At 74.5% G+C, this 23,446-nt stretch carries 18 protein-coding genes; 6 read left to right on the top strand and 12 right to left on the bottom strand.

The window, feature by feature from the left end; genetic code table 11:
- Positions 1-152 precede the first annotated feature (152 nt).
- The gene (locus ACIRO3_RS25245; RefSeq protein ID WP_404140561.1) at positions 153-1,760 is read right to left on the bottom strand and encodes a phospholipase; all 1,608 of its coding nucleotides are present in this window, start codon (positions 1,758-1,760) and stop codon (positions 153-155) included.
- A gap of 625 nt (positions 1,761-2,385) precedes the next feature.
- Here ACIRO3_RS25245 and ACIRO3_RS25240 point away from each other — a divergent pair.
- Positions 2,386-2,568 carry a hypothetical protein gene (locus ACIRO3_RS25240; RefSeq protein WP_361771876.1) on the top strand — a complete coding sequence of 61 codons (183 nt, stop codon included), beginning with the start codon at positions 2,386-2,388 and terminating at the stop codon, positions 2,566-2,568.
- Between the two features lie 174 nt (positions 2,569-2,742).
- On the opposite strand, the gene ACIRO3_RS25235 is transcribed toward ACIRO3_RS25240, so the two are convergent.
- From ACIRO3_RS25235 to ACIRO3_RS25195, 9 genes are all read right to left on the bottom strand, one after another.
- A complete protein-coding gene (locus ACIRO3_RS25235; protein ID WP_404140558.1) occupies positions 2,743-3,453 on the bottom strand; it encodes a formyltransferase family protein in 711 nt (236 codons plus the stop codon).
- The gene (locus ACIRO3_RS25230; protein ID WP_404140555.1) at positions 3,450-7,388 is read right to left on the bottom strand and encodes an amino acid adenylation domain-containing protein; all 3,939 of its coding nucleotides are present in this window, start codon (positions 7,386-7,388) and stop codon (positions 3,450-3,452) included. Before ACIRO3_RS25230 ends, ACIRO3_RS25235 begins: the two co-directional genes overlap by 4 nt.
- Positions 7,385-8,587, bottom strand: a complete 1,203-nt coding sequence (locus ACIRO3_RS25225; RefSeq protein WP_404140553.1) for an NAD-dependent epimerase/dehydratase family protein — start codon at positions 8,585-8,587, stop codon at positions 7,385-7,387. Before ACIRO3_RS25225 ends, ACIRO3_RS25230 begins: the two co-directional genes overlap by 4 nt.
- A complete protein-coding gene (locus ACIRO3_RS25220) occupies positions 8,584-10,626 on the bottom strand; it encodes a fatty acid CoA ligase family protein (RefSeq protein ID WP_404140550.1) in 2,043 nt (680 codons plus the stop codon). The genes ACIRO3_RS25225 and ACIRO3_RS25220 overlap by 4 nt, the downstream gene beginning before the upstream one ends.
- Before the next feature lie 4 nt (positions 10,627-10,630).
- On the bottom strand, positions 10,631-11,533 hold the full coding sequence (locus ACIRO3_RS25215) for a hypothetical protein (RefSeq protein WP_404140547.1): 903 nt from the start codon (positions 11,531-11,533) through the stop codon (positions 10,631-10,633).
- Between the two features lie 3 nt (positions 11,534-11,536).
- The gene (locus ACIRO3_RS25210) at positions 11,537-12,571 is read right to left on the bottom strand and encodes a 3-oxoacyl-ACP synthase III family protein (protein ID WP_404140544.1); all 1,035 of its coding nucleotides are present in this window, start codon (positions 12,569-12,571) and stop codon (positions 11,537-11,539) included.
- Between the two features lie 337 nt (positions 12,572-12,908).
- Entirely contained in the window at positions 12,909-14,111 is a 1,203-nt protein-coding gene (locus tag ACIRO3_RS25205) for an RNA polymerase sigma factor (protein ID WP_404140541.1), read from the bottom strand.
- Positions 14,108-14,527 (bottom strand): YciI family protein, encoded by a 420-nt coding sequence (locus ACIRO3_RS25200; protein ID WP_361771884.1) that lies wholly within the window; start codon positions 14,525-14,527, stop codon positions 14,108-14,110. Before ACIRO3_RS25200 ends, ACIRO3_RS25205 begins: the two co-directional genes overlap by 4 nt.
- Positions 14,528-14,658: 131 nt before the next feature.
- On the bottom strand, positions 14,659-15,369 hold the full coding sequence (locus ACIRO3_RS25195; protein WP_404140537.1) for an adenosylcobinamide amidohydrolase: 711 nt from the start codon (positions 15,367-15,369) through the stop codon (positions 14,659-14,661).
- A 163-nt stretch (positions 15,370-15,532) separates the two neighbouring features.
- Between ACIRO3_RS25195 and ACIRO3_RS25190 the strand changes: the two genes are divergently transcribed.
- On the top strand, positions 15,533-17,038 hold the full coding sequence (locus ACIRO3_RS25190) for an MFS transporter (RefSeq protein ID WP_404140534.1): 1,506 nt from the start codon (positions 15,533-15,535) through the stop codon (positions 17,036-17,038).
- Positions 17,035-17,646, top strand: a complete 612-nt coding sequence (locus tag ACIRO3_RS25185; RefSeq protein ID WP_404140530.1) for a TetR family transcriptional regulator — start codon at positions 17,035-17,037, stop codon at positions 17,644-17,646. The genes ACIRO3_RS25190 and ACIRO3_RS25185 overlap by 4 nt, the downstream gene beginning before the upstream one ends.
- 73 nt (positions 17,647-17,719) lie before the next feature.
- On the opposite strand, the gene ACIRO3_RS25180 is transcribed toward ACIRO3_RS25185, so the two are convergent.
- Positions 17,720-19,105, bottom strand: coding sequence for a sensor histidine kinase (locus tag ACIRO3_RS25180; RefSeq protein ID WP_404140527.1), 1,386 nt, complete (start codon positions 19,103-19,105; stop codon positions 17,720-17,722).
- On the bottom strand, positions 19,102-19,791 hold the full coding sequence (locus tag ACIRO3_RS25175; RefSeq protein ID WP_361771936.1) for a response regulator transcription factor: 690 nt from the start codon (positions 19,789-19,791) through the stop codon (positions 19,102-19,104). Before ACIRO3_RS25175 ends, ACIRO3_RS25180 begins: the two co-directional genes overlap by 4 nt.
- 80 nt (positions 19,792-19,871) lie before the next feature.
- Between ACIRO3_RS25175 and ACIRO3_RS25170 the strand changes: the two genes are divergently transcribed.
- From ACIRO3_RS25170 to argJ, 3 genes are all read left to right on the top strand, one after another.
- Positions 19,872-21,056 (top strand): UDP-N-acetylglucosamine--N-acetylmuramyl-(pentapeptide) pyrophosphoryl-undecaprenol N-acetylglucosamine transferase, encoded by a 1,185-nt coding sequence (locus tag ACIRO3_RS25170; protein ID WP_404140524.1) that lies wholly within the window; start codon positions 19,872-19,874, stop codon positions 21,054-21,056.
- Positions 21,053-22,075 (top strand): SDR family NAD(P)-dependent oxidoreductase, encoded by a 1,023-nt coding sequence (locus ACIRO3_RS25165; protein ID WP_404140521.1) that lies wholly within the window; start codon positions 21,053-21,055, stop codon positions 22,073-22,075. Before ACIRO3_RS25170 ends, ACIRO3_RS25165 begins: the two co-directional genes overlap by 4 nt.
- A 223-nt stretch (positions 22,076-22,298) precedes the next feature.
- The gene (argJ, locus tag ACIRO3_RS25160) at positions 22,299-23,444 is read left to right on the top strand and encodes a bifunctional glutamate N-acetyltransferase/amino-acid acetyltransferase ArgJ (RefSeq protein WP_404140518.1); all 1,146 of its coding nucleotides are present in this window, start codon (positions 22,299-22,301) and stop codon (positions 23,442-23,444) included.
- The last annotated feature ends 2 nt before the right edge of the window (positions 23,445-23,446 follow it).

The following is a 23,446-nucleotide window of genomic DNA, read 5'->3' as shown; positions in this document are numbered from 1 at the left end:
ACGCTGCCCGGCCCCGTACCGAGGCGGGCGTGGCGGCCCCGAGGAAACGCAGCGGACGGCCGCCCGCGCACGGTGCGCGGGCGGCCGTCCGCAGGACGGGCAGAGAGAGACGGAGAACCGGGTCAGGAGGGCAGAAGACGCGGGGAACCGGGTCAGGAGGGGCAGACGCCCCGCTCGTGGTCGACGGTGGCGGTCTGCCGCGAGTACTGCCACTGCGGGCTCAGGAGCTGGTCCGTGAGCTGCCGGGCGGCCGCGGGGCTCTCGATGACGTACCCGAAGTCCTGGAGCCACGCCGGGTAGAGGTTCTTCGAGCCGATGTAGAAGGCGGCGTCGTCCACGGAGATCAGCTTGTGGTGCTGGGCGTACGGACGACCATCGGCCCAGTTCGCGCCCGGGGCGGCACGGAACGTGGCGAGTTGGAGGTTGGAGCACATCGCCGTACGAGCGGCGGCCCGGTCCCCGGTGACCAGCGCGAGCCGGTCCCGGAGGGTGTCGCTGATCTCGGAGAGGGACTTGATCTGCGAGTAGCCGCCGCTGCCCACGGCGCCCCGGTTCGCGGGGTCGCTGACCACGATGCGCACCTTGGCCCCGGCGGCCAGTTTGGCGGCGAGCGCGTCGTAGACGCGGATGTCGTAGCGGGGCAGCGGCGGGCAGGTGGCGTTGAGGTCCTGCTGGGAGATCTCGATGTGCCGGTTCGCGCCGGAGATCAGCGCCCGCAGCGCGCTCTCCTCGGGGTTGACCGTGTCGTAGTCGCGGTCGGCGTTGGTGTTGTCGTGGAGTCCGACGACGCACTTGGTGTCGGGGGCGGTGGGCAGCTGGGGCCGGAACGTCGAGGTGGGGTCGTTGCGCATGATGCCGACGCCGAGCCCGCCGACCGCGAGGGCCGGCACGTCGCCCCGGGGTACGGGCGCCGCGTCGGGCTTCGGCAGCGACGGCGTGCAGGCGGCGCCGTTGGAGGAGGCGAACCAGACGCTGGAGATGTTGCCCTTGTTCTGACAGGTCCAGGACCAGAGCTCGTCCAGGTAGCGGCCCGCGGAGGCGGCCGCCGGGCCCTTCAGGGCGAGATCGACGTCGGCCACCGGGTGCGTCGTCTCCAGGTAGTCGTCCTTCCAACTGTTGATCCCGCCCGTGACCACCGACTGGCCGTCGACCATGAGGATCTTGGAGTGGTTCCAGGAGAACGCGGTCTTGGACGTCGTCATGGAAGCGACGTTCAGGTCGACGTTGCGCGCGTCCTCGCCGAGTCGGGCGACGAGTTCGTCCCGGTACTTCGACGGCACCACGTTGAGGTGGTAGATCGGGGCGGCGCCGACGAGGACGCGCACCTTGAGCTTGTTGCCCCGCGCGGCCGACGCCTTCAGCCCGGAGACGAGGGCGTCCTGGAAGGCTCCGTTGGGGAACGGCGCCAAGGTCGATATGTCGACGGTCCGCTTCGCCTGGGAGACGTTCTCGGTCATCTTCGCGAGCAGACGTTCCGTACCGGGCCGCCGCGCGCAGCCGGCGTCGCCCCAGCAGCCGGGGGTCTGGAGCAGCCAGTCACTCCCGCCGGGCGTCGAGGCGTCGAGGACGTTGCCGTCGGTGCGCTCCCACACGCGCCCTTCCAGGCCGGGTGAGACCCGACGGAGTTCCTGTTCGATCCCGTCGAGGTGCGGTGTGGTGGCGGCCACGGCCGGCGCGGCGGGCAGGAGCGCGAGGAGCGCGGCCGCGACGACGGCCCGGGGGGCGAGGCGGGTGGGTCGCGAAGGCGTGGGGCGGGGCAATGTGGGTTCCTTGCGAGAGGGGTGGCCGTCACCGCGCCGGACCCCGACGGGTCCCGACAGGTCCCGACGCGTCCTGACGGGGCGACTGGCAAGATCAACTCGCGGACGGTATCAGTCCGATAGACACCGCAATGGGCACCGGATATCGGATTCAGCCACGGGTTCCCCATCACCTTTGAGGTGTTGTATCCGTATTTCCCCGGACCGCTCCACCCTTGTCCCCCGGCACCCGGCCTCATGGCCTCGGGCCGTCACCCCTCGGCCGTCACCCGTGCCCGGGTCGACCCGAACACGACAACGCCCGAGCGGACCCGGGGGCGCCGACCCACTCCCCCGTGCACCGGCCCCTTGCCCCCGGCCCCGACGGCCGACCGCCGTCACGGGCACGCGAGAGGCCGCCGTCGACCCGCCGCTCCCGACGGGGAGGGGGAACCTTGTCCGCATTCCGCCTGCGGGGCGGGTCGGCGGGGTCGGTGGGGCGGCGGGTCGGCGGGGTCGGGCTCAGCGGCGGGTCGGGCCGCGCCGGCGGCGCCCGCTTCCCCCGGGGTGGGCGACGCGGCGGGGGTGCGGAACGTGTCTCGGCGGACCGGCCCTCGTTTGGCCCGGTATGACCTTCGCAGGCCGCATGGCCACCACCGCCGCCCTGTCCCTCGCCGCGCTCGGCCTTGGCCTGGGCGCCGCCCACGCCGACGCCCCACCCGCGCCGCTGACTCCGCCCACCGCCCTGGAACCGCTTCTGACCAGCGGTGATCTGGGCCAGACCGCCAACGAACTCGGTGGACAACTCGCCGAGAGCCTCAACGACTGACCCGCGGAGCCCGGCTCGGCCGCCGCCCCCGCGCCCGCCCGGCACCGCACCGCCCGCCCGGCACCGCCCGGCACCGCGCCGCCCCGCACCGGCGGCCCGCTTTCACCCACGTGCCCCCGCGTTCGCGCACCGTACGACCCTCCTTGGGGGTGGTGGATCGTACGGTGCGTACCTCTACACCGGCGGGGCCGCCGGCCCCCGGGCGTCGCCCCGTACGGCGGCCACGGCGCGGGCCACCTCCGGTGCGTGCACGGCGAACGGCCCCAGGTCCGCGGCCCGGGCGAACGCCGGATGGTCCCGGTGCTCCGACAGGCGCTCCAGGGCGCGCAGGCCGTGGTAGCCCTCCGGTCCGTACGGTCGCACGGGCTCGGCGGGCGGACCCGATCCGTCGGCGACGGCCGCGAGCACCTCCTCGAAGAGGGCCTGGCAGGCCCGGATCCCCCGCAGCATGACCTGGTGGTGGCGGTCCTCGGGACCGAGCGGGAAACACCGGTCCGCCAGGACCCGCCCCGTGTCTATGCCCGCGTCGACCTCGTGCAGCGTGGCGCCGTACTCGGTGTCGCCGTGCAGCAAGGCGAACAGGATCGCCACCGCGGGCAGACCCCTGTGACGCGGGAGGAGGCCGTTGTGGATGTTGAGGATGCGCAGGCCCAGGGAGAGGACCGGCGCGCGCAGGATCCGACGGTTGTTCAGGGACCAGACGATGCCGTCCGTCGAGGCGCCGGCGAGGTCCGCAGCCCGCGTGTTGACGTCGGCGGCGGCGAGGTGCGGGGCGCCGGCGGCGTCCCGCGGGTCCTCGGAGCAGACCAGGTCGACGGCGTGCCCCCGCGCGGACGCGTGGGCGACGGCCCGCCTCAGCAGGGCGCCGTCACCGATGAAGATCATGCGGGAACCTCTTTCCGGGCGGCTTCCACGTGGGCGCACACGTGGTGGAGGGTGACGTCGCGGACGAGGGATTCGAGGCGGCTCATGAACCGGCGTCCCTGGGCCTCGGTGAGCAGGTCCGAGGAGACCGCGTCGAGCATCTCGACGAGGGCCAGGGAGTCACCGCCCAGGAGTTGGTACTCCGAGTCCGCCGTGAGGATCCCCGCGTCCACCCCGAGGATCCCCGCCCAGTGGCGGGCCACCCGGTCCTGGAGCGTGCTCGGCCCCTCCGTCACGGGAGCCGCCTGGGGCCCGCCCGCCCCGAAGGGGTCGGGCAGCGCGTCGAAGTCCGCCTTCCCGCCGACCGTGCGCGGGATGTCGGTGACGGTCGTGATCCGGGCCGGGACCAGGTGTGCGGGCAACCGGCGGACCAGCTCCGCCCGCAACACCGCGGCCAGGTCCGGCGCGTCCACGCCCGGCACCTCCGTGCCACCCTGAGCCCCCGTGCCACCCGGAACCTCCGCGACCACCGGAGCCCCGGGCGCTTCGGAAGCCGCCGGAACCGCGGGGGTCACCCGAGCCCCGGAAGCCGCCGGAGCCCCGGGGGCCACCCGAGCCCCGGACGGCGCCGGAGCCCCGGGGGCCACCCGAGCCCCGGACGGCGCCGGAGCCCCGGGGGTCACCCGAGCCCCGGACACCGCCGGAACCGCGGGGATCGCCCGAGCCCCGACAGCCACTGGAACCTCACGGGCCATCCGAGCCTCGGAAACCGCCGGAGCCCCGGGGGTCGCCCGAGCCTCGGAAGCCGCCGGGCCCACGCGGGCCGCCCCAGCCCCGGAAGCCACCGAAGCCTCCCCAGCTCCGAAAGCCACCCGAGCCTCGCGGGCCACCCGAGCCCCGGACACCGCCGGAACCTCGCCGGCCACCCCAGCCCCGGAAACCGCCGGAACCTCGCCGGCCACCCCAGCCCCGGAAACCGCCGGACCCCCGGGGGTCACCCGAGCCCCGGACGGCGCCGGGTCCTCGCGGGCCACCCCAGCCCCGGAAACCGCCGAAGCCCCGGGGGTCGCCCGAGTCCCGGAAACCGCCGGAACCTCGCGGGTCCCCCGAGCCTCGGAAGCCCCCGAAACCTCCCGGGCCACCCGAGCCTCGGCAGCCGCCGCGCCCCCGGGGGCCATCCCAGCCCCGGACGCCGCCGGGGCCTCGGGGGCCGCTGGGTCCCCGGGGGCCATGCCAGCCTCGGACGCCACCCCAGCCCCGGACGCCGCCGGGTCCCCGGACGCCGCCGGCACCACGTACGCGCACAGCACCGGCGTGGTCGTGCCGGGGCGGCTGCGCGCGGCCACGACGGCGCGGCTCACCGCGGGGTGCGCCTCCAGCGCGGCGACGATCTCGGCGGGCTCCACCCGATGCCCGGCGATCTTGAGCCGGCCGTCGGCGCGCCCCGCGAACTCGATCGCCCCGCCCGGCAGCCGGCGCCCGAGGTCGCCCGTGCGGTAGACCCGTACGCCGTCGGGGCGGGTGCCGAAGGGTGAGGACGTCCCGTCGGGCGGGCCGAGGTAGCCGCGAGCCACCTGGAGACCGCTGACGACGATCTCACCGGTCCGGCCGTGGTCCTCCTCCCCCGTGCCGATCAACCGGCCGTCCTCGGTCAGCAGATCGACCCGGGTGTCCGGACCGGCGGTTCCGAGGGGGATGGTGGCCGTGCTCTCGCCGCCGTCCACGACGTGCGCGAGGCAGGCCACGGTGGCTTCGGTGGGCCCGTAGCCGTTGACGACCCGGCAGTCCGGGCCGAAGGCGGCCCGGGCCGCGCGCACGGCGGCGGGCGTCAGCGGTTCGCCCCCGAGCAGCAGGGTGCGTACGGCCCCCTGGCCACCGAACAGCGCGAGGTGCGAGGGGGTGAGCGCGAGGGTGTCGGCGCGGTGGTCGTGCACGAGTCGCCGCAGCGTGGCCCGGGAGGGGGTCTGCGGGGCCAGCACGGTGGTCGCGCCTGCCGCCGGCGGCAGGAACAGCGCGAAACAGGAGATGTCGAAGGCGTAGGAGGAGACGAAACCGAAACGGGTGTCCTCGTCGACCCGGCAGACTTCCGCCATCCACCGGACGAACCCCGTCAGGCCGCCGTGCTCGATCCGCACCCCCTTGGGGCGCCCGGAGGAGCCCGATGTGTGCATGACGTACGCCAGGTCCCCCGGTCCGGGGGCCGGGGGAAGCGCCCCTCCCGTCGTACCGGGGGCGTCCAGGACGTCCTCGATCAGGATCAGTGGGCACGGTACGGACACCGTCAGGGCGTCGGCGAGCCGACGCTGGGTCAGACACAGCCTGGCGCCGCACTCCTGGAGGACTTCCTTGATCCGCTCGCCGGGGTGGGCCGGGTCCAGGGGCACGTAGGCGGCGCCCGCCTTCAAGATGCCCCACAGGGCGGCGACGCCCGCGGGTGTCCGGTCCACGATCAACCCGACGAGGTCCGCACGGACGACGCCGCGGCCGGCCAGTTCGCGGGCGACGGCGTCGGAGCGGCGGTCGAGTTCCGCGTACGTGACCTCCCCCTCGGGCCCGTCGAGGGCGACCGCGTGGGGCGTACGGGCCGCCTGCGCGCGGAGCAGGTCGACCACGGTGGTCCCGGTGGTGGGCGGGGTCGGGCGGGACGGGCGCAGGCGCGGCGGGGTCGGGCCGGACGGGATCGGCCCCATGGGCGGCGGGAAGCGCGGCGGCGGGGAGGGCTCGGGCGTCGGTGCGAGGCGGGCCAGGGTCCGGTCCAGGAAGCGTTCGGCGCGGGCCGCCAGATCGGGCCCGCCCCGTACCCCCATCGTCAGCTCGGTTCCCGCCGGGGTCTCCGCCGCGACCAGTGAGACGGGCACCAGCGGCGCGTGAACGGGCAGGGCGTAGGCCGTGGTGGCCGTGAAGTCGCCTCCGCTGTAGTCCTCCAAGGCCAGTCGGCCCAGGTGGGACACGACGGCCGAGGCGAGGTGGCGGTCGGCGTGGTCGGCGGCGGCCTGGCCGGCGCGCAGCAACAGGGCGGACGCGGCGAGCGGCAGCGGGGCGAGGGCCGACTCGAAGCCGGAGGCGAGTTCACGCCCGTCGGCGAGGGCCCGCAGCAGGGTGAGGTGCGGGCCGGTCCAGTCGTCGCCGGGGTTCAGGTCGAGGAAGAGCGGCAGCGTCAGGTTTCCGGTGGCGGTGACGCCGGGCCGGTGCCGGCGCAGGTCGACCGGGACCATGACGCGGCCGGGCCGACCCGACGTGTCGGTGACGGCCTGGGCGAGGCGGGCCGTGAGGGCCGGGTGATGGCCGGGCAGGGTCCTGCGCAGCCACAGGGTCCGCGACGGGCCGGCCGCCGGTCGGCCGAGGGGCGAGGGCAGGTCGGGCGGCAGGGTGGGACGGCGGTCGCCGGCGCCGAGCCGGCGCAGCAGCCCTCGGTCGGTGTCGGCTGCCAGGGCGGGTCGTGCCGGGTCCCCGCGCAACGCGCGGAAGACCTCGCGTACCCAGATCAGGGCGCCGTGCCCGTCCATGAGGGCGTGCGAGACGCTGAACACCAGTGAGGTGCGGGTGCCCGGCGCCGCGGCGCCGTCGGCGGCGGACGCGGTGGCCCGGCCGGGCACCACCAGCACCTCGCAACCGGGTGGGTCCGTGCGCCGCGCGGGGCCGTACAGCAGGGCGGTCGTCTCCGCCGTCGAGACCTCGAAGGCGGCGGCGGAGCGGGCGTCCGCGTACCGGACGCGGGGTAACGGCCCGTCGGCGTGCCACAGCGGACCCCGCCGGGCCAACCGCGAGCCGGGGACGGCTTCGGCGGCCCGGGCCACCGCCGCCCGGAGGCGGTCGGGGGCGGGCACGCCGTCGCCCTCGACGAGGATGCGCAGGGCCATGGCGCCGCGGGCGTGCCCGGCGGCGAGGTAGAGCCGCTCGGTGGGCGAGACCGGGCGACGGTGGCGGTGGGCGACGGTGGGTCGGGGACGGATCATCGCGGGGTGCCTCCTCGCTCGGAACGGACGGGTGCGGTGCGGGCGGCAGCGGCGGGTGCGCTGCGGGCGGAACCGGCAGGTGCGCTGCGGGCAGTACCGGCAGGTGCGCTGCGGGCGGCAGCGGCGGGGCCCGGCGGTGCGGACGCGGACCCCGTCGCCCGCGTGGGGCGGGTCCAGGCGTCCACCCCGCCGATGCCTTCCACCCACCGCACCAGTTCGCGCACGCCCTCCGCCTGCGCGCGCGGCGCCTCGTGGCCGAGGTCGCGTCGGGCCGCGCCGGTGTCGTACGTCGTGGAGCGGGTCAGCAGGGCCATCATGTAGCGGCTCATCGGCGGTGCGGTTCCCTCGGTACCGGGCCGCAGCCGCCACAGCGTCTCGACGGCGACGGCGAGGGCGCGGCCGACCGGCAGCGGGATCCGCGGCCGGGGCGGTGCGCAGCCGAGGAGAGCGCCGACCTCGGTGAGGAAGGCCCACAGGTCGGTCCGCTCCCGGTCGGCGACGAAGTACGCCCGGCCGCCCACGCGTTCGCTCGGTGCGGTCGCCGCCTTCAGGCAGGCGGCGACGGCGTTGTCGCTGTGGCACAGCGAGACCAGGACCCGCTTGCCGCCCGACAGGTCGGGAAGGCGGCCCGTGTGCATCGCGCCGATCATGCGGGGGAGGAAGCCCGCGTGGTCGCGCGGCCCCCAGATGCCGCGCGGGCGCAGGGCGACGGTGGTGAACCGCTCGGTGTGGGCCGCCAGTACGTCCTGTTCGGCGTGCGCCTTGGTCTCGCAGTACAGGTTGAGGAAGCGGTCCGGATAGGGCGTGGACTCGTCGATGTCGAGCCGGTCGCCCTCGCGGATCCGCATCAGCGCGCTGGGGCTGGACACGAAGACGAACCGGCCCGCGCCGGCGGCCCGCGCGGCGTCCATGAGCCGCCGCGTGCCGGCGACGTTCGTCTCGTGGAACCGGGCGCGGCTTCCGTGGTCGACGACTCGCGCGGCGCTGTGGAGCACGGTGTCGCGGTCCGCGGCGGCCGCGCGCAGGGAGTCCTCGTCCTTCAGGTCGCCGTGGGCGAGTTCGACACCGGGCAGGGAAGCGAGCCGTGCGGTGTCACTGCCCTCGCGCACCAGGGCGCGGACGTGGTGGCCCTCGCGCAGGCAGGCGTCGACGAGGTGCCCGCCGAGGAAGCCGGTGGCGCCGGTGATCAGGATGTTCACAGGGCCCGCCACCAGGTCGCGCCGTAGAGCATGGTGAGTGCGACGCAGGCCGCCCGCCCGTGTCCGGCCGCTCGGGCCCGGGGCAGCGCGAGGGGGATCTGCGCGGCGTGCACGCCGACGCTCAGGAAGGCGTCGATCCACCACAGCCACCGCAGGACGGGTGCGTCGGGTGCTCCGACGGTGGCGGCCGTGACCGCACCGCCGAGGAGGTAGGCCCATCCGGCGAGGGGGATCAGCTTCGGCGCGCCGGCGCGGGACCACGGGGGCGCCGGGGGCGCGAGGCGGCGTTCGGCCCAGCGTCCGAGCTCCTCGCGGCCGATCTTGGCGTTGTGCCGGATGTCGACGGGGAACCCGGCGTGGCGCAGGAACGGCGCGGAGCCGAGCACCGGGACGTGATCGGCGGCCGATGCGCGCAGTTCGACGACGAGTTGCCGCCAGGCGTCCGCGCCGAGGGGGGTCTCGGTCTCCACGCAGACGACGGGTTCCTGCGCGCCGGCCGGGCCCACTCCGACGAGTGCGCTGCGCCGGACCAGCTGGTGTGCGTTGAAGACGCCTTCGCAGAGCACGGTGTACAGGTCGGGCCCGGCGGTGCGCACGCGCTGCGCCGCCCGTCCGCAGAACCACAGTCGACCGCTGCCGTCGAGGTAGCCGAGGTCGCCGGTGCGGTGCCAGACGCGGGGCGCGGATCCGGTCCCGCCCGGCCGGTCGAGGCCCGCGCGGGTCCGGTCCTCGGGCGCCTTCTCGGGCACCTTGTGGAGGGCGTCTGCCTCCGGTGCGGCGTGATAGCGGGGGCTGACGGACTCCCCGGCCACGAGGATCTCCCCGACCCGGCCCGCCTGTGGGTTCGCCTCCGGGACCGTGCCCGCCGGGGCGAGGGCCGCCATGGGGCCGTCGGTGACGGGGGCGATCCGCAGGAGGGTGCCGGGTACGGGCCGGCCGACGCAGGTTCCGGCGCCCAGCGCGGCCCGGTCGGCGGTCTCGGCCAGGATCTCCTCGGACTCGATCGAGGTGATCGGGAGGACCTCGGTGGCCCCGTACGTCACGTGGATGCGGGCCTTCTCGTCCAGGACGTCCCGCAGCGCGGCGACGACCGAGGCCGGTACGGGCGCTCCGCCGGACACCACGCAGCGCAGGTCGGGCAGCGGGTGGGGGCGGGTCGTGAGGTGGTCCGCGAGGCGGCGCAACAGGGCCGGCGAGGCGAACATCGTGCTGACGGCGAATCGTTCCAGCGCGTCGACGAGGAGGCCGGGATCGGCGTGCGCGACCTTCGCCGGCGCCAGCGGGGCGAGGACGGTCGTGGAACCGTAGACCAGGTCGAGCATGCCGTAGAAGGGCAGGGTGACCAGGGAGACGTCGTCCCGGGTGCGTCCGTGCGTGTCCTCGATCCGGCGGGCGATCGAGAGGGCCATCCGGTGGGTGTACTCGACTCCCTTGGCGGGGCCGGTGCTTCCCGTGGTGAAGCCGATCATCAGCAGGTCGTCCCCGCCGACGGCGGGGGGTGTGGTGCGCGGGCCGGGGGCGGACCGCAGGCGCGCCAGGGAGTGGCCGCCCCACAGGCGGTGGCGGCCGAGCGTGACCGGGATCCGCACGGCCTCGAAGGTACGACGGCCCAGAACGCGCACCAGGTGGGCGAGCGGCGGGCCGATGAAGGCCTCGGCTCCCACGGCCCGGTAGCAGTGGAGCATGCGGCGCGGCCCCATGCCGGGGTCGACGACGACGGGGACGGCGCCGATCCGGAAGAGGGCGAAGACGAGGGCGAACAGCTCGGGTCCGGGCGGGGCCATCAGCACCGCCTTGGTGCCCCGGCCGATCCCCGCGTGGGCCAGTCCGTGGGCGAGTCGCTCGACCTCGTGCTGTAACTCGCCGTAGTTCAGGGTGCGGTAGCGGGGGCGGCCGTCGGGTTCGCGGCCACCGTCGGGGTGGATGACGGCCGGCTTGTGCGGGAAGTCGCGGGCGTTGCGTTCCAGTCGGGCGGCGAGGCCCTCGGCGGCGGCGGCCGGCGGCGCGGTGTTCGCGCGTCGTTGACTCGCGGTGGTCACCGGATCACCGGCCTTCGGGTCGGTAGCTCGCGCAGGCCGCGCTGGGACCCGCGCCCGCGGTGACGAACAGCAGTTGGTCACAGTGCTCGGGCAGCCCGGCCGTCAGGGCGTGCAGGTAGCCGAGGACGGGGGCGGCGGTGTGCGGTTCGCCGCTCTCACCGGGGGGCAACGCGCCCGCTTCGGTGTCCGGGCCGATCACCAGGGTGCGTTCGAGGTCGAGCCCGTACGCGGCCGCGTAGTCCGCGACGGCGCCGGCGGCGAGTTCGGCGCGCCGGCGGTCGTGGTCCGGGGAGCGCCGCACGGTGATCCGGGTCCGACCCTCGGTACCCATGCCGGCGGTGTCCAGGTAGCCCTCCGTGTCGGTGGGGCCGTCGGCCGTGTAGTGCCGTACGGGGCCGAATCCGGCATCGGGATCGGCGCTGCGTTCCAGCAGGAGGGCGCCGGCGAGGTCCGCGTACGGGTAGTCGGGGTCGAGGCGGGCGTCGCCGCCGGGGTGCACGTCGGCGGCGGTGACCAGGAGGCGCTCGGTACTGCCCGTGTCGAGGAGCGCTTGACCGACCTGGACCGCGTTCAGCACGCCGCAGGCGCCGTTCATGAGGTCGAAGGAGAAGCCGGCCGACGGATCGACGAGGTAGTCCAGGCTGATGCCGACCTCCTTCTGCACCAGGGCCGCGAGCGCCGGTTCGAAGGTGTTGGACTCCCTGTAGACACCCACGTTGACGAGGACGCCGACGGCGGAGGGGGACAGACCGGCCCGGCTGAGGCAGTCGCGGGCGGCCCGGCCGGCGAGCACCACGGAGGAGGTCGCGCGGGGGCCGGCGGGGTGGGCGTCGCCGGGGTGGGAGTCGGTGGGGTGGGTGTCGCCGGCGGCGGTGGCGGTGCCCGCGGCGGTGATGATCATTCCCATGGTTCAGACCCCCAGGGTGGTGACGGTGGCCGACAGGGCTCCGGTGACCACGCCGGAGGCGGCGGGAACCAGCAGGAAGGTGGAACCGCGCCGGGCGGTGCCCGCGGCGAGGTGTTCGCGCAACGTCAGGAAGTGTGAGGTGGTGGCGGTGTTCCCGTACTTCTCCACGACGGCGAGCGACGTGGGCATGGGCGCGGCGAACTCCGCCTCGCCCGTCTGGTTCACGTAGTCGATGAATCGGGCGCCGACCTGGTGCTGAATGATGTAGTCGAATTCCTCGCCCGCGAAATCCCGACCTTTCTTGGCCAGCAGATCGCCGTGGAATCGTGGCCAAAGGGCGAGCCGGTCCTTGTTGTGCATCTTCTTGTTGTCCGTGTAGAGCGCGATTCCCTCGGTGCGCTCGCTCGGCATTCCCATGCACAGGTGCGCGTACTCCGCACAGGTCATGAGGTCCACGTAGTGGATCCGATCGGACTCGTCCGTCGACCGGTCCATGATGACCGCGGCCGCGGAGTCCCCCACGGAGAGGGAGGCGAACTGCGGGTCGTAGGAGTCGCCGATCTCGCGGGCCGCCGTCTCGGCGACACGGGTCGCCTGCTCACCGCTGACGACCATGCCGCTGCGGACCGCGCCGGAACGGATCATCCGGTCGAGCACGTAGACGCCGGTCATCATTCCGGCGCAGGCGTTGGAGACGTCGAAGTGCAGGGCGGTGCGGGCGCCCAGATCCCGTGCGAGGGAGCCGGCGAAGGACGGTTCGAAGAAGAAGCGGTCGGCGTCCTTGAAGCGGGTGATCGACGCCGATATGACGATGTCCAGGTCGGCGGCCTCGTACCGGGACACGGCGAGGCAGTCGCGCGCGGCGCGCAGGGCCATTCCGAACGAGTCCTCGCCGGCCTCGGGCCGCGGGTCGTAGACCCGCCTCTCGGTGACTCCGGTGATCCTCTCGACGTCCACGCCCCGCAGATTCGGGGTTCGCCCGGTCAGTTCCCGGGTGGTCAGCGTGGTGGCCGGTATATGGGATCCGATGGATTCCATACGGCTGTATAAGTCATTCGTGCTCAATTTTCACTCCGTGGTGGGCGCACGCGGGCAGCACACATCGCTCCGGCGAAAAGGCGCAGTGTTTCGCTGTTTTGCTGTTCGCTGTACTGCGCTGGTGACAGACAGCGAAGTTACCGTAGCGTACGGATTTGCCGACCCTGTGACGCAGCCGCCCGAATGCGGACCGACGGGGCGAATATCGGCCATTTACCCCCGGGTGGACATTCCGCCGGGCCCACGCCCGCGCGCCCCACCGTGCCCGCGCCCGCGCGCCGACCCCGGGCGCACGCCTTCGAAAACCTGTCCGGAATCACATGGTCCGTCTTGACGGTCAGTGACGCGGGAGGGCGTTGAGTCGGGCGGCCTGGCGCGTCAGGTGCTCGCGCTCGGCGAGGTTGGGTGCCTCGGCGGCCGCCTCCGCGTACAGCCGCGCGGCCGTCCCGAGGTCGCCGTCGCGCTCGTGGAGGTACGCCGCCACCGCGGTGTGGCGGGGAAGCGGGTGCCCCCGGCGCCTCCCGCCCGGAGAGCCCGGAGAGCCCTGAGAGCCCGGGGAGGAGTCGTCCAGTTCCGCGAGGGCCGCCAGACCGGCGCGCGGCCCGTCGGCCTCCCCCACGGCCACCGCGCGGTTGAGCCGGACCACCGGGCTGTCGGTCAGCCGCACGAGTTCGTCGTACCACTCGACGATCTGCACCCAGTCGGTCTCCTCCGCGGTGGGCGCGTCGGCGTGGAGGGCGGCGATGGCGGCCTGGGCCTGGAACTCGCCCAACCGGTCGCGGGCCAGGGCCGCTTGCAGGATCCGCACGCCCTCGGCGATCGACTCGGTGTCCCAGCGACCGCGGTCCTGCTCGGCGAGCGGCACCAGACTGCCGTCGGACGTGGTCCGGGTGGCGCGCCGGGCGTGGTGGAGCAGCATGAGGGCGAGCAGCCCCGCCACCTCGGGGTGGTCGATCACGGTGGCGAGCTGACGGGTGAGTCGGATGGCCTCGGCGGCGAGGTCGACGTCGCCGGAGTAGCCCTCGTTGAAGACCAGGTAGAGGACGCGCAGCACGGTGGCGACGTCGCCGGTCCGGTCGAACCTCACGTCGGAGACGGTGCGCTTGGCCCGGCTGATGCGCTGCGCCATGGTCGCCTCGGGGACCAGGTAGGCCTGGGCGATCTGGCGGGTGGTCAGCCCGCCCACGGCGCGAAGCGTGAGCGCGACCGCGGACGAAGGCGTCAGCGACGGGTGGGCGCACAGGAAGTACAGCCGCAGCGTGTCGTCCACCGCGGACGCGGGCCCCGCGGCCGGTTCCTCCTCGACGAGGTCCTCACGCCGGCGGCGGGCGGTGTCCGCCCGGGTCGCGTCGAGGAACCGGCGCCAGGCCACGGTGACCAGCCAGCCCTTCGCATCCCGCGGGGGGTCGGCCGGCCACACGCGGACCGCCTCGACCAGCGCGTCCTGGACGGCGTCCTCGGCCGCCGCGAAGTCGGCTCCGCGGCGGACGAGGATCCCGATCACGCTCGGGGTGAGGCTCCGGAGCAGGGCCTCGTTCACGGGTGGGGGCAGGCCGTGATGGTGGGGGGCGCGGCCAGGAACGGGCGCAGCTCCAGCCACTCGTGGATCGGCTTCCCGCCGGCCCCGGGGGCGGCGGACAGTTCCCCGGCCAGTTCGACGGCGCGCTCGTAGCTGTCCACGTCGATCACCATCCAGCCGGCGATGAGGTCCTTGGTCTCGGCGAACGGGCCGTCGGTGACGGGCGGGCGCCCCTCGCCGTCGTACCGGACGAAGGTGCCCTCGGGGGCGAGCGCCTGGCCGTCGACGAACTCGCCGGTCCCCTCCAGCCGGGCCGCGAACTCGTTCATGTACTGCACGTGGGCCGTGATCTCCTCCGGCGTCCACTGGGCCATGGGAACGTCGTTGACCGCGGCCGGGGCGCCCCGGTAGTGCTTCAGCAGCAGGTACTTCGCCATGATGTCTCTCCTCTGTGCCGACGCGACCATTGTGGCCGCGTTCACGGCAGGGACGGAGCCGGGCACGGGTTCTCGACATCCGCGTCCGAACTTTTTTCGGCGCGCCCGGATGAGCCGCTCCGAGGGCCTCGTCAACCGTCGGTGGGTCGCCCGGTGCCACGGCGGCGGGTCTCCGCCCGCAGGCACGCGAGGTGGGTGGCCTGGTGCACCGCACGGGCCAACCGTGCCCCCCACACCGACCGGGGGCCGGCGAACGGCTCGGCCGGACGCGTGCTCGAGGGTTCGAGCGCGGCCACGCACACCGCGTCGGTCGGGGTACCGGAGGCGTCGACACCGGCGTCGCGCAGGGCCTGCACCTTGGCCTCAGTGGCCGTGGCGACCGCGTTGACCAGGGCCGCGTCGGAGAAGGCCACGGGCACGGACACCACGATGTTGATCGTCCCGGCCTCCCTCGGCCCGGGCAGCCCCGGGGCGGGGACGGCCGCCCAGCCCCGTACGCCGAGGCCGGCGGAGGCGAGGGCGTGCACGCCCTCGTCCGTGGCGCCGCCGTGGTCGGCCACGTCGGCGGCCGTCATCAGGCCCACTCCCGGCCCGGACACCCCGGCCCCCGCGGCGAGTTCGGCGAGGTGGGTGTCCGGGTCCGTGCGCCGGTACCCGTGGGGGACCTGGGCGTTGAGCACCCAGCGGCGCTCGCCGATGCCGCCGCCGAGCGGAGCGCTGGAGATCATGCGTCGGCCCTCGCCCGGCACCCAAAGGAGCATCGGCCACGCCCGGCCCTCTTCCGTGCGCGTGAGCAGCGGAAGGCGGTGGAGTGCGGACAGGTCCAGGGTCGTGGAGGGCATGCCGCAGCCTATCCCGATGATCAGCCGCAGCCGGTGGTCTCCGGGCGCCCCACCGGGCCGTCCGAAGGAAGGAGACACGGGGGTGCACAAGCGTTTACCCTGAGAGGTGAACGCTTGTGCACCCCTGCGATGCGCCTCGTCCCCGTTCCGTGTCTGGAGCAGCATGCCCGCCGCGACACCCGAGCCCGGTTCGGCGTCCGCCACGCCGGCCCGCCCCGCCCGCGCGCCCTCCCCGCACTCCCGCCTGATCGTCCCCGTCCTCGCCTTCTGCGGCGTGGTCGTCGCCGTGATGCAGACCCTGGTCGTCCCGCTGCTGCCGCACGTCCCGGACCTGACGGGCGCGAGCCCGGGCGCCGCGGGGTGGCTCGTCACCATCACCCTGCTGACCGGGGCCGTGTTCACCCCCGTCCTCGGCCGGGTCGGTGACATGTACGGGAAGCGGCGGGTCCTGCTCGCCTCCCTCGGGGTCCTCACGGCCGGTTCCGTGCTGTGCGCGGTCAGCTCCGACATCGCGGTGCTGATCACCGGTCGGGCCTTGCAGGGCGCGGCGCTGGCCGTCATCCCCCTGGGCATCAGCATCATCCGCGACGAGCTGCCGGCCGGGCGGGTGCTGTCCTCGATCGCCCTCATGAGTTCGACCCTCGGCATCGGGGCGGCGATCGGCCTCCCGGTGGCCGCGGTGGTCATCGAGAACTTCGACTGGCACACGATGTTCTGGGCTTCGGCCGCCCTGGGTCTGCTCGACCTCGTCCTCGTGCTGTGGATCGTGCCCGAGTCGCCCCTGCGCTCCCCCGGCCGCTTCGACGCGCTCGGGACCCTGGGCCTGAGCGCCGCCCTCGTGGGGCTGCTCCTCGCCATCACCCAGGGCGCGGACTGGGGTTGGACCTCCGCGCGCACCCTCGGCCTCCTGGCCGTCTCCGTGGTCGTCGGACTGCTCTGGGGGCGGTACGAACTGCGGACCTCCTCCCCGATGGTGGACCTGCGCGTGTCGGCCCGCCCCGCCGTGCTGCTCACCCATGCCGCCGCCCTGCTGATCGGCTTCGCCTTCTACGCGAACTCGCTGGTCACCGGCCAGATGGTGCAGGAGCCGACGAGCACGGGATACGGCCTCGGCGCGTCCATCGTGCTGAGCGGCCTGTGCCTGCTGCCCGGCGGCCTGGCCATGGTGGCGCTGTCCCCGGTCTCCGCGCGCATCTCCGCCGCGTACGGGCCCCGCACCGCGCTCGCGCTCGCGGCGGCGGTCATGGCCGTCGGCTACGTGGTCCGGTTCTTCACCAGCCACAGCCTCTGGCTGATCGTGGCCGGGGCCACCGTGGTCGCCTCCGGCACCGCCATCGCGTACTCGGCGCTGCCCGCCCTGGTGATGCGGGCCGTGCCGGTGAGCGAGACCGGCGCGGCCAACGGGCTGAACACCCTCATGCGCTCCGTCGGTCAGGCCTGTTGCAGCGCCGTGGTCGCCGCCGTCCTCGCGCACGTCACGTTCCTGGTCGACGGCCGCGCCGCCCCGACCCTGCACGCTTACCTGCTGATCTTCCTGATCGCCGCCGGAGCCGCGCTCGCGGCCCTGGTCGCCACCCTCTTCCTGCCCTCGGCCGGATCGGCTGCCGGCCCGGCGGGCGGTACGGTCGCGGTGACCGCGTCCGCGTCCGCCGCCCGGGAGAGCGCATGAGCACCACCGACCGGCCCGCCTCCGAGAGCGGCCCCGAGACCGACGCCGAGAACGACCCCCGGACCGGGCGCGAGACCGGGCGCGAGGCGATCGTGCGCGCCGCGCGCCGGGCGTTCACACTGCGCCCGTACGCCGAGGTGACCATGCGCGGCATCGCCGCCGACGCGGGGGTCAGCCCGTCGCTGATCGTGAAGCGGTTCGGCAGCAAGGAGGCCCTGTTCAACACGGTCGCCGACTTCCGGCCGGCCGCCGACGCCCTGTTCGCGGCGTCTCCGCCGGCGCTTGGGCGGCACTTGGTCCTCACCATGGTCCGGCTGCGCGACCGGTCGCGGGGGGACCCGCTGCTGCGGGTCGTGTTCTCGCTCGGCAACGAGGACGAACGCACCCTGCTGCGCGAACGCTTCCGGGAACAGGTCACCGACCGTCTTGCCGCGCTCCTGACCGGCCCCGACCCCCAGTTGCGCGCCGAGCTGATCGCCGGTCAACTGCTGGGTCTGGGCGCGACCTTGAGCCTGCACCGACCGGACGGCGCGGGCGGTCGTACGCCCCCCGACCGACTGGCGGACCTGTACGCCCCCGGCCTCCAGCGGCTGATCGACGGCCACTGAGCCGGGTCCGGATCCGGCCGCGGGCCGGGCGGACGGGCAGGCGGACGACCGGACGGGCGGAGCGGTCGCCCGGTCAGGCGCCGAAGGTCAGCCGGAACAGGGCCCCTCCCCCCGGCGCGGCCTCGGCGGTGAGCTCGGCCTTGTGCGCCCGGGCGATCTGCCGCGCCATCGCCAGGCCCAGCCCGGACCCCGGCAGGGCCCGCGCCGCCCCCGCCCGGTAGAACCGGTCGAAGACGTACGGCAGGTCCTGTGGCGCGATGCCCGGGCCGTGGTCCCGTACCGTCAGCTCGGGCCGGCCGGCCCGCACCGTCAGCTCCACCTCCACCGGGACGCCCGCCAGGCTGAACTTCGCCGCGTTGTCCAGCAGGTTCCCCAGCAACCGGCTGAGCCGAGCGGGCACCCCGGGTACGACGACCTCGTCGGTCGAGCGCACGACGAGCGGTACCGAGGGCCAGTGCGCCCGCGCCGCCTGCGCGCAGTGCTCCACCAGCCTGCCCAACCGGACCTGTTCGACGAGCGGCTGCGGCTCCTCGTCACGGGCCAGCTCGATCAGGTCGTTGACCAGGCCCGTCACCTCCCGCAGCTGCCGCCCCAGGGCGAGCGAGGCGCGCTCGCGCTGCTCCATCGTCAGTCGCTCGCCGCGCGCGAGCAGTTCCGCGTTGGTGCGCAGCGCCGTCAGGGGCGTGCGCAGCTCGTGCGAGGCGTCCGCGACGAGGCGCCGTTGCGCGGTGACGGACTGTTCCAGCTCCCCCAGCATGGTGTTGAAGCTTCCGGCGAGCCGGGTGATCTCGTCCTCCCGGCCCGGCGGGGGCAGCTCGATGCGGTGGCGCGGGTCCCGGGTGGCCGCGATCCGTTCGGCGGTGGCCGTGAGCCGGGTCACCGGTGCGAGGCCGGTCCGTGACACCCAGTACCCGAGCACGGCGGCGAGCAGCACGCCGGCCGCGCCGATCACGGCCAGCCACCGGGCGGCGTCGGAGATGCCCGCCTCGACGGTGTCGGCGCGCAGCGCGACCTGGAGCGCCTGCCCTTTCGTGTAGTCGGTGGTGAGCATCCGTGTCGGGTGACCGGCGTGGACGATGCTCGTGTAATACGGGGCGCGCCGGCCGTCGGCGACGGCCCTGGTCCCGGCGTCCACGGGCAGCAGGTACGGCCGGGCGGGGTCCCAGGCGGGATCGGCCGGGACCACCTCCGCGCAGGCGGGCGCGGCCAGGAAGCGGCATTCCCCGGCCAGGGTGTCGGGTCCCGAGTCCGGATTGCGTTGGGCGGCGAGCCGGGCGGCCTGGGTGAGGCTGAGGTCGAGCTGGTCGTACAGCGCGCCGCGGACGACGAAGAAGGCCGCGGTGCACACCCCGAGGGCGACCAGCGCGACAGCGGAGGTGACGGCCAGCGCCAACCGGGTCCGCAGCGGGCGCCGCCTGCGCCAGGGGGCGCCCAGCCGGCGCCGGCCGGCGCCCGTCACGCGGTGTCCAGCCGGTAGCCGACGCCGTGGACGGTGTGCACGAGTCGGGGTTCGCCGCCGGCTTCCAGCTTCCGGCGCAGGTAGCCGACGTACACGGCGAGGGAGTTGGAGTCCGGCCCGAAGTCCCGACCCCACACAAGCTCCAGGATGAGTTCGCGCGGCAGCACCTGCCCGGGGTGGCGCAGCAGCAGCTCCAACAGCGCGGCCTCGGTACGGCTGAACTCCAGCGGGCGCCCGGCCCGTCGTCCGGTCCGGGTCCCCGGGTCGAGGACGAGGTCCGCGTAGGCGAGGGGGTCGCCCGCGCCGTCCTGGGCCGGCGCGGCGCGCCGCAGCAGCGCCCGAACCCGGGCCACCAGCTCGTCCAGGGCGAACGGTTTGACGAGGTAGTCGTCCGCCCCCGCGTCCAACCCGTCGACCCGCTCGCTGACCGAGTCGAGCGCGGTGAGGACGAGCACCGGCGTCCGGTCGCCCATGGCGCGCAGTTGCCGGCACACGCCGAGGCCGTCCAGCACCGGCATCATCACGTCCAGGACCACGGCGTCCGGTTCCCAGGCCGCGACCTCGGACAGGGCGGCCAGCCCGTCGGCGGCGCCCCGCACCTCGTACCCCTCGACGGCCAGGCCGTCCTGCACGGCCGCCCGCACCTCGGGCTCGTCGTCGACCACCAGAATCCGCTGTCTGCTCATGGAGCTCATGGGCAAAGCCTGCCAAAGGCCGCGGCGGAACCTCTTAGAACCTTCTTAGGGCGCACCGGAAGTCTGCCGCCATGACCACACGAGGCACTCCCCCGGCTCCCCTGTCCGTCGTGATCGGTGCCGGCGGCACCGGCGGCCACATCTACCCGGGGCTCGCTCTCGCCGAGGCCCTGCGCGCGGCCGTCCCCGGCGCCGTGGTGTCGTTCATCGGGACCGAACGCGGCCTGGAGACCGAGCTGATACCGCGCGCCGGCTACCGGCTGCACACCGTCGACATGATCCCCTTCGATCCGGCGTTGGGTGCCAAGCGCTACCTGCTGCCCGCCGCGCTCCTGCGGTCGGCCGGGCAGGCCCGGGCCGTGATCCGGGCCCAGGGGGCGCACGCCGTCGTCGGCATGGGCGGCTACCCGAGCGCGCCCGCCGTGCTCGGGGCCCGGCTGGCCGGGCTGCCGGCCCTGATCCACGAGTCCAACGCCGTACCGGGGCGCGCCAACCAGTTCGCGGCCCGGCTCACCCCGCACGTCGCGGTGGCCTTCGACCGCAGCCGGGAGCACCTCGCGGGCGGGGAGCGGGCGCTGACCACCGGCATGCCGATCTCCGCCGCCCTGGCCGGCCTCGCCGAGTTGCCCGGTCACGAACGGGCCGTGCTGCGCGCCGAGGCCCGGCGGGCGTTGGGCGTACCGGACGGGCGGCGGCTGGTGGTGTTCAACGGCGGCAGCCTGGGCGCCGTCCGGCTCACCGGGGCGGCCGTCGGGCTGGCCGCGCTCTGGCAGGGGCGGGACGACGTTCAGCTGCTGATCAAGACGGGCCCCGCGGCGATGCCGGACGCGGCGGCGGACCTCGCCGCGTCCGGCGGGCAGCGGATCGCGCGGGCCGTGCCGTACCTGGACCGGATGGACCTGGTGTACGCGGCCGCGGACCTGGTGGTGTGCCGGGCGGGCTCGGCGACGGTCGCGGAACTCGCCGCGACCGGCGTCCCGTCCGTACTGGTCCCGTACCCGCACGCGCCGGGCGACCACCAGACCCACAACGCCCGGGTGCTGTCCGACGCCGGCGCCGGATTGCTGTTGCCCGACGGCGCCGCCACGACCGAACGGCTCGCGGACCTCGTGGGCCCGCTGCTGGCGAACCCGGCCCGGCTGTCGGCGATGGCCGGCGCCGCCGATCCCGGCCCGCACGCGCGGGCCGCCGAACTGCTGGCCGCGGAGGTCCTCCGCGTCGTCGGCGTCACCCTTCCCCTCCTGGAGCGAGCATGAGCATCACGAACGACATGAGCACCACGGACAACTGGGCCGGCCGTACGGTCCTGGTCACCGGCGCCGAGGGATTCATCGGCTCGACGCTGGTGGACCTGCTGGTGGCCCGGGGCGCCCGGGTCCGTGCCTTCGTGCACTACAAGCCGTACGCCGAGAAGGGCCACCTGGCACGCCACCTCGCCGACCCGGACGGGCCGGTGGAGATGTGGGCCGGTGACATCCGCGACGCGGGCCGGGTCAGCGACGCGGTGGCCGGCTGCGACACCGTGTTCCACCTGGCGGCGCTGATCGGGATCCCCTACAGCTACGCCTCGCCCGGCGCGTATGTCCAGACGAACGTCACCGGCACGGAGAACATGGCCGAGGCCTGCCGGCGGCACGGGGTGCGCCGCCTGGTGCACACCTCGACCAGCGAGGTGTACGGCACCGCGCTGACGGCCCCGATCGCGGAGACCCACCCGCTCCAGCCGCAGTCCCCGTACTCCGCCTCGAAGATCGGCGCGGACATGATGGCGCTCTCCTTCCACCACGCCTTCGAACTCCCGGTGACGGTGGTGCGGCCGTTCAACACGTACGGTCCGCGACAGTCCGCGCGCGCCGTCATCCCGACGATCCTCGCCCAACTGCACGCCGGGGCGCGGGAGATACGGCTGGGATCCCTTGCGCCCACGCGGGACTTCACGTACGTCACCGACACGGCGGAGGGCTTCCTGGCGGTCGCGGAGTGCGATCGTGCCCTGGGTGAGGTGGTCAACCTCGGGACCGGTCGGGAGATCTCCGTCGGCGACCTGGCGCAGGCCCTGATCACGGCTTCCGGCCGGGAGGCCCGGGTCGTGGTCGACCCGTCCCGCCTGCGCCCCTCGGGCAGCGAGGTCCAGCGGTTGCTGTCGGACAACTCCCGTGCCCGCGAGTGGGCCGGCTGGGAGCCGCGGGTCTCGCTCACGGAGGGCCTGCGCCGAACCTCGGACTGGATCGCGGACAACCTCGCCCTCTTCGCCCCGGACCGCTACCAGGTCTGAGCGGACGGGGTGGGCCGGGCGCCCCGAACGCCCCCGACCGGGGCGTGAGCGCCCGGCCCCCCGCCGCCGCGCCGCCCCGACACGGGTCCGCCCGCCGGCCGAGACTCCCAGGTCAGGGCGGTGCGCACCTGCCGGGACGCGAGCCTGTGGGCGGCCGGCCGGTTGCTACCATCACGGCGATCAGAGGAACTGGCCGACCAACGGAACGAACCGGAGATCTCGCGTGTCGGAGCTGAACCCCATCGGATTCCACACCTTTGTCGCGAACCTCGGTGTCAAGGACACCACCCGCGACTTCACGGTGGTGGTGTCCGAGCACCCCTGCGCCGCGGCGGCCGTGTTCACGCAGTCGCGGTTCGCCGGCCCGAGCGTGCTGCTCAGCCGCGAGCACGTGGCCGACGGATCGGCCCGCGCGGTGGTGACGGTGTCCAAGAACGCCAACGTCGCCAACGGGGAACGCGGGGTGCGCGACGCCGAGGAGGTCGTCGCGCTGACCGCGGCCCTGGTGGGGTGCGCGCCCGAGGAGGTGCTGATCGGATCGACCGGGGTCATCGGCCGGCCGTATCCGATGGAGGCGTTGCGGACGGGGATCCCCGGGGTACGGGCGGGCGCGGAGCCCGACTTCGACGCCGTCTCCGAGGCCATCATGACCACGGACACCCATCCGAAGCTGGTGCGGGCCCGGATCGGCTCCGCGACCCTGGTCGGAGTCGCCAAGGGCGTCGGCATGTTGGAGCCCGACATGGCCACGCTGCTGACGTACTACTTCACCGACGCGGCCCTGCCGGCAGCCGAACTCGACGCAGTCTTCCGGCGGGTGATGAACCGGACCTTCAACTGCGTGAGCGTGGACTCGGACACCTCCACCAGCGACACCGCCGTGATCCTCGCCAACGGCGCGGCCGGAGAGGTGGACGTCGCGGAGTTCGAGGCGGCCCTGTACACCGTGGCGGAGAACCTCACCAAGCAGGTCGCCCGGGACGGGGAGGGCGCCACCAAGCTCATCGAGGTGGTCGTGGACCGCGCCCGGGACGAGGGACAGGCCCGCCGGGTCGCCAAGGCGATCGTCAACTCGCCGCTGGTGAAGACCGCCGTCCACGGATCCGACCCCAACTGGGGGCGGGTCGCGATGGCCGTGGGCAAGTGCAAGGACGACACCGACATCGACCCGGACCGGGTCGTGATCCGCTTCGGCGACCTGGTCGTCTACCCGCAGGCCGAGCCGGACCTGGCCGGGCTGACCGAGGTGATGAACGCCGACGAGGTCCTCATCCACGTCTCCCTGGCCACCGGCCCGGCGGCCGCCCGCGTCTGGGGCTGCGACCTGGGCGACGGCTACGTCCGGATCAACGCCGACTACACCACCTGAGG

Origin of the sequence: Streptomyces sp. NPDC102278 (assembly GCF_044766345.1) — a bacterium.
GTDB lineage: Bacteria > Actinomycetota > Actinomycetes > Streptomycetales > Streptomycetaceae > Streptomyces.
Note: the sequence above shows the minus strand (reverse complement) of the source record. Positions and strands in the feature narration are given on the sequence as shown.

Coding starts and splice junctions, on each gene's coding strand:
- ACIRO3_RS25235 (WP_404140558.1), bottom strand. CDS start 3,453: ATGATCTTCATCGGTGACGGCGCCCTGCTGAGGCGGGCCGTCGCCCAC.
- ACIRO3_RS25165 (WP_404140521.1), top strand. CDS start 21,053: ATGAGCATCACGAACGACATGAGCACCACGGACAACTGGGCCGGCCGT.
- ACIRO3_RS25230 (WP_404140555.1), bottom strand. CDS start 7,388: ATGATCCGTCCCCGACCCACCGTCGCCCACCGCCACCGTCGCCCGGTC.
- ACIRO3_RS25210 (WP_404140544.1), bottom strand. CDS start 12,571: ATGGAATCCATCGGATCCCATATACCGGCCACCACGCTGACCACCCGG.
- ACIRO3_RS25175 (WP_361771936.1), bottom strand. CDS start 19,791: ATGAGCAGACAGCGGATTCTGGTGGTCGACGACGAGCCCGAGGTGCGG.
- ACIRO3_RS25215 (WP_404140547.1), bottom strand. CDS start 11,533: ATGGGAATGATCATCACCGCCGCGGGCACCGCCACCGCCGCCGGCGAC.
- ACIRO3_RS25190 (WP_404140534.1), top strand. CDS start 15,533: ATGCCCGCCGCGACACCCGAGCCCGGTTCGGCGTCCGCCACGCCGGCC.
- ACIRO3_RS25185 (WP_404140530.1), top strand. CDS start 17,035: ATGAGCACCACCGACCGGCCCGCCTCCGAGAGCGGCCCCGAGACCGAC.
- ACIRO3_RS25170 (WP_404140524.1), top strand. CDS start 19,872: ATGACCACACGAGGCACTCCCCCGGCTCCCCTGTCCGTCGTGATCGGT.
- ACIRO3_RS25240 (WP_361771876.1), top strand. CDS start 2,386: ATGGCCACCACCGCCGCCCTGTCCCTCGCCGCGCTCGGCCTTGGCCTG.
- ACIRO3_RS25195 (WP_404140537.1), bottom strand. CDS start 15,369: ATGCCCTCCACGACCCTGGACCTGTCCGCACTCCACCGCCTTCCGCTG.
- ACIRO3_RS25200 (WP_361771884.1), bottom strand. CDS start 14,527: ATGGCGAAGTACCTGCTGCTGAAGCACTACCGGGGCGCCCCGGCCGCG.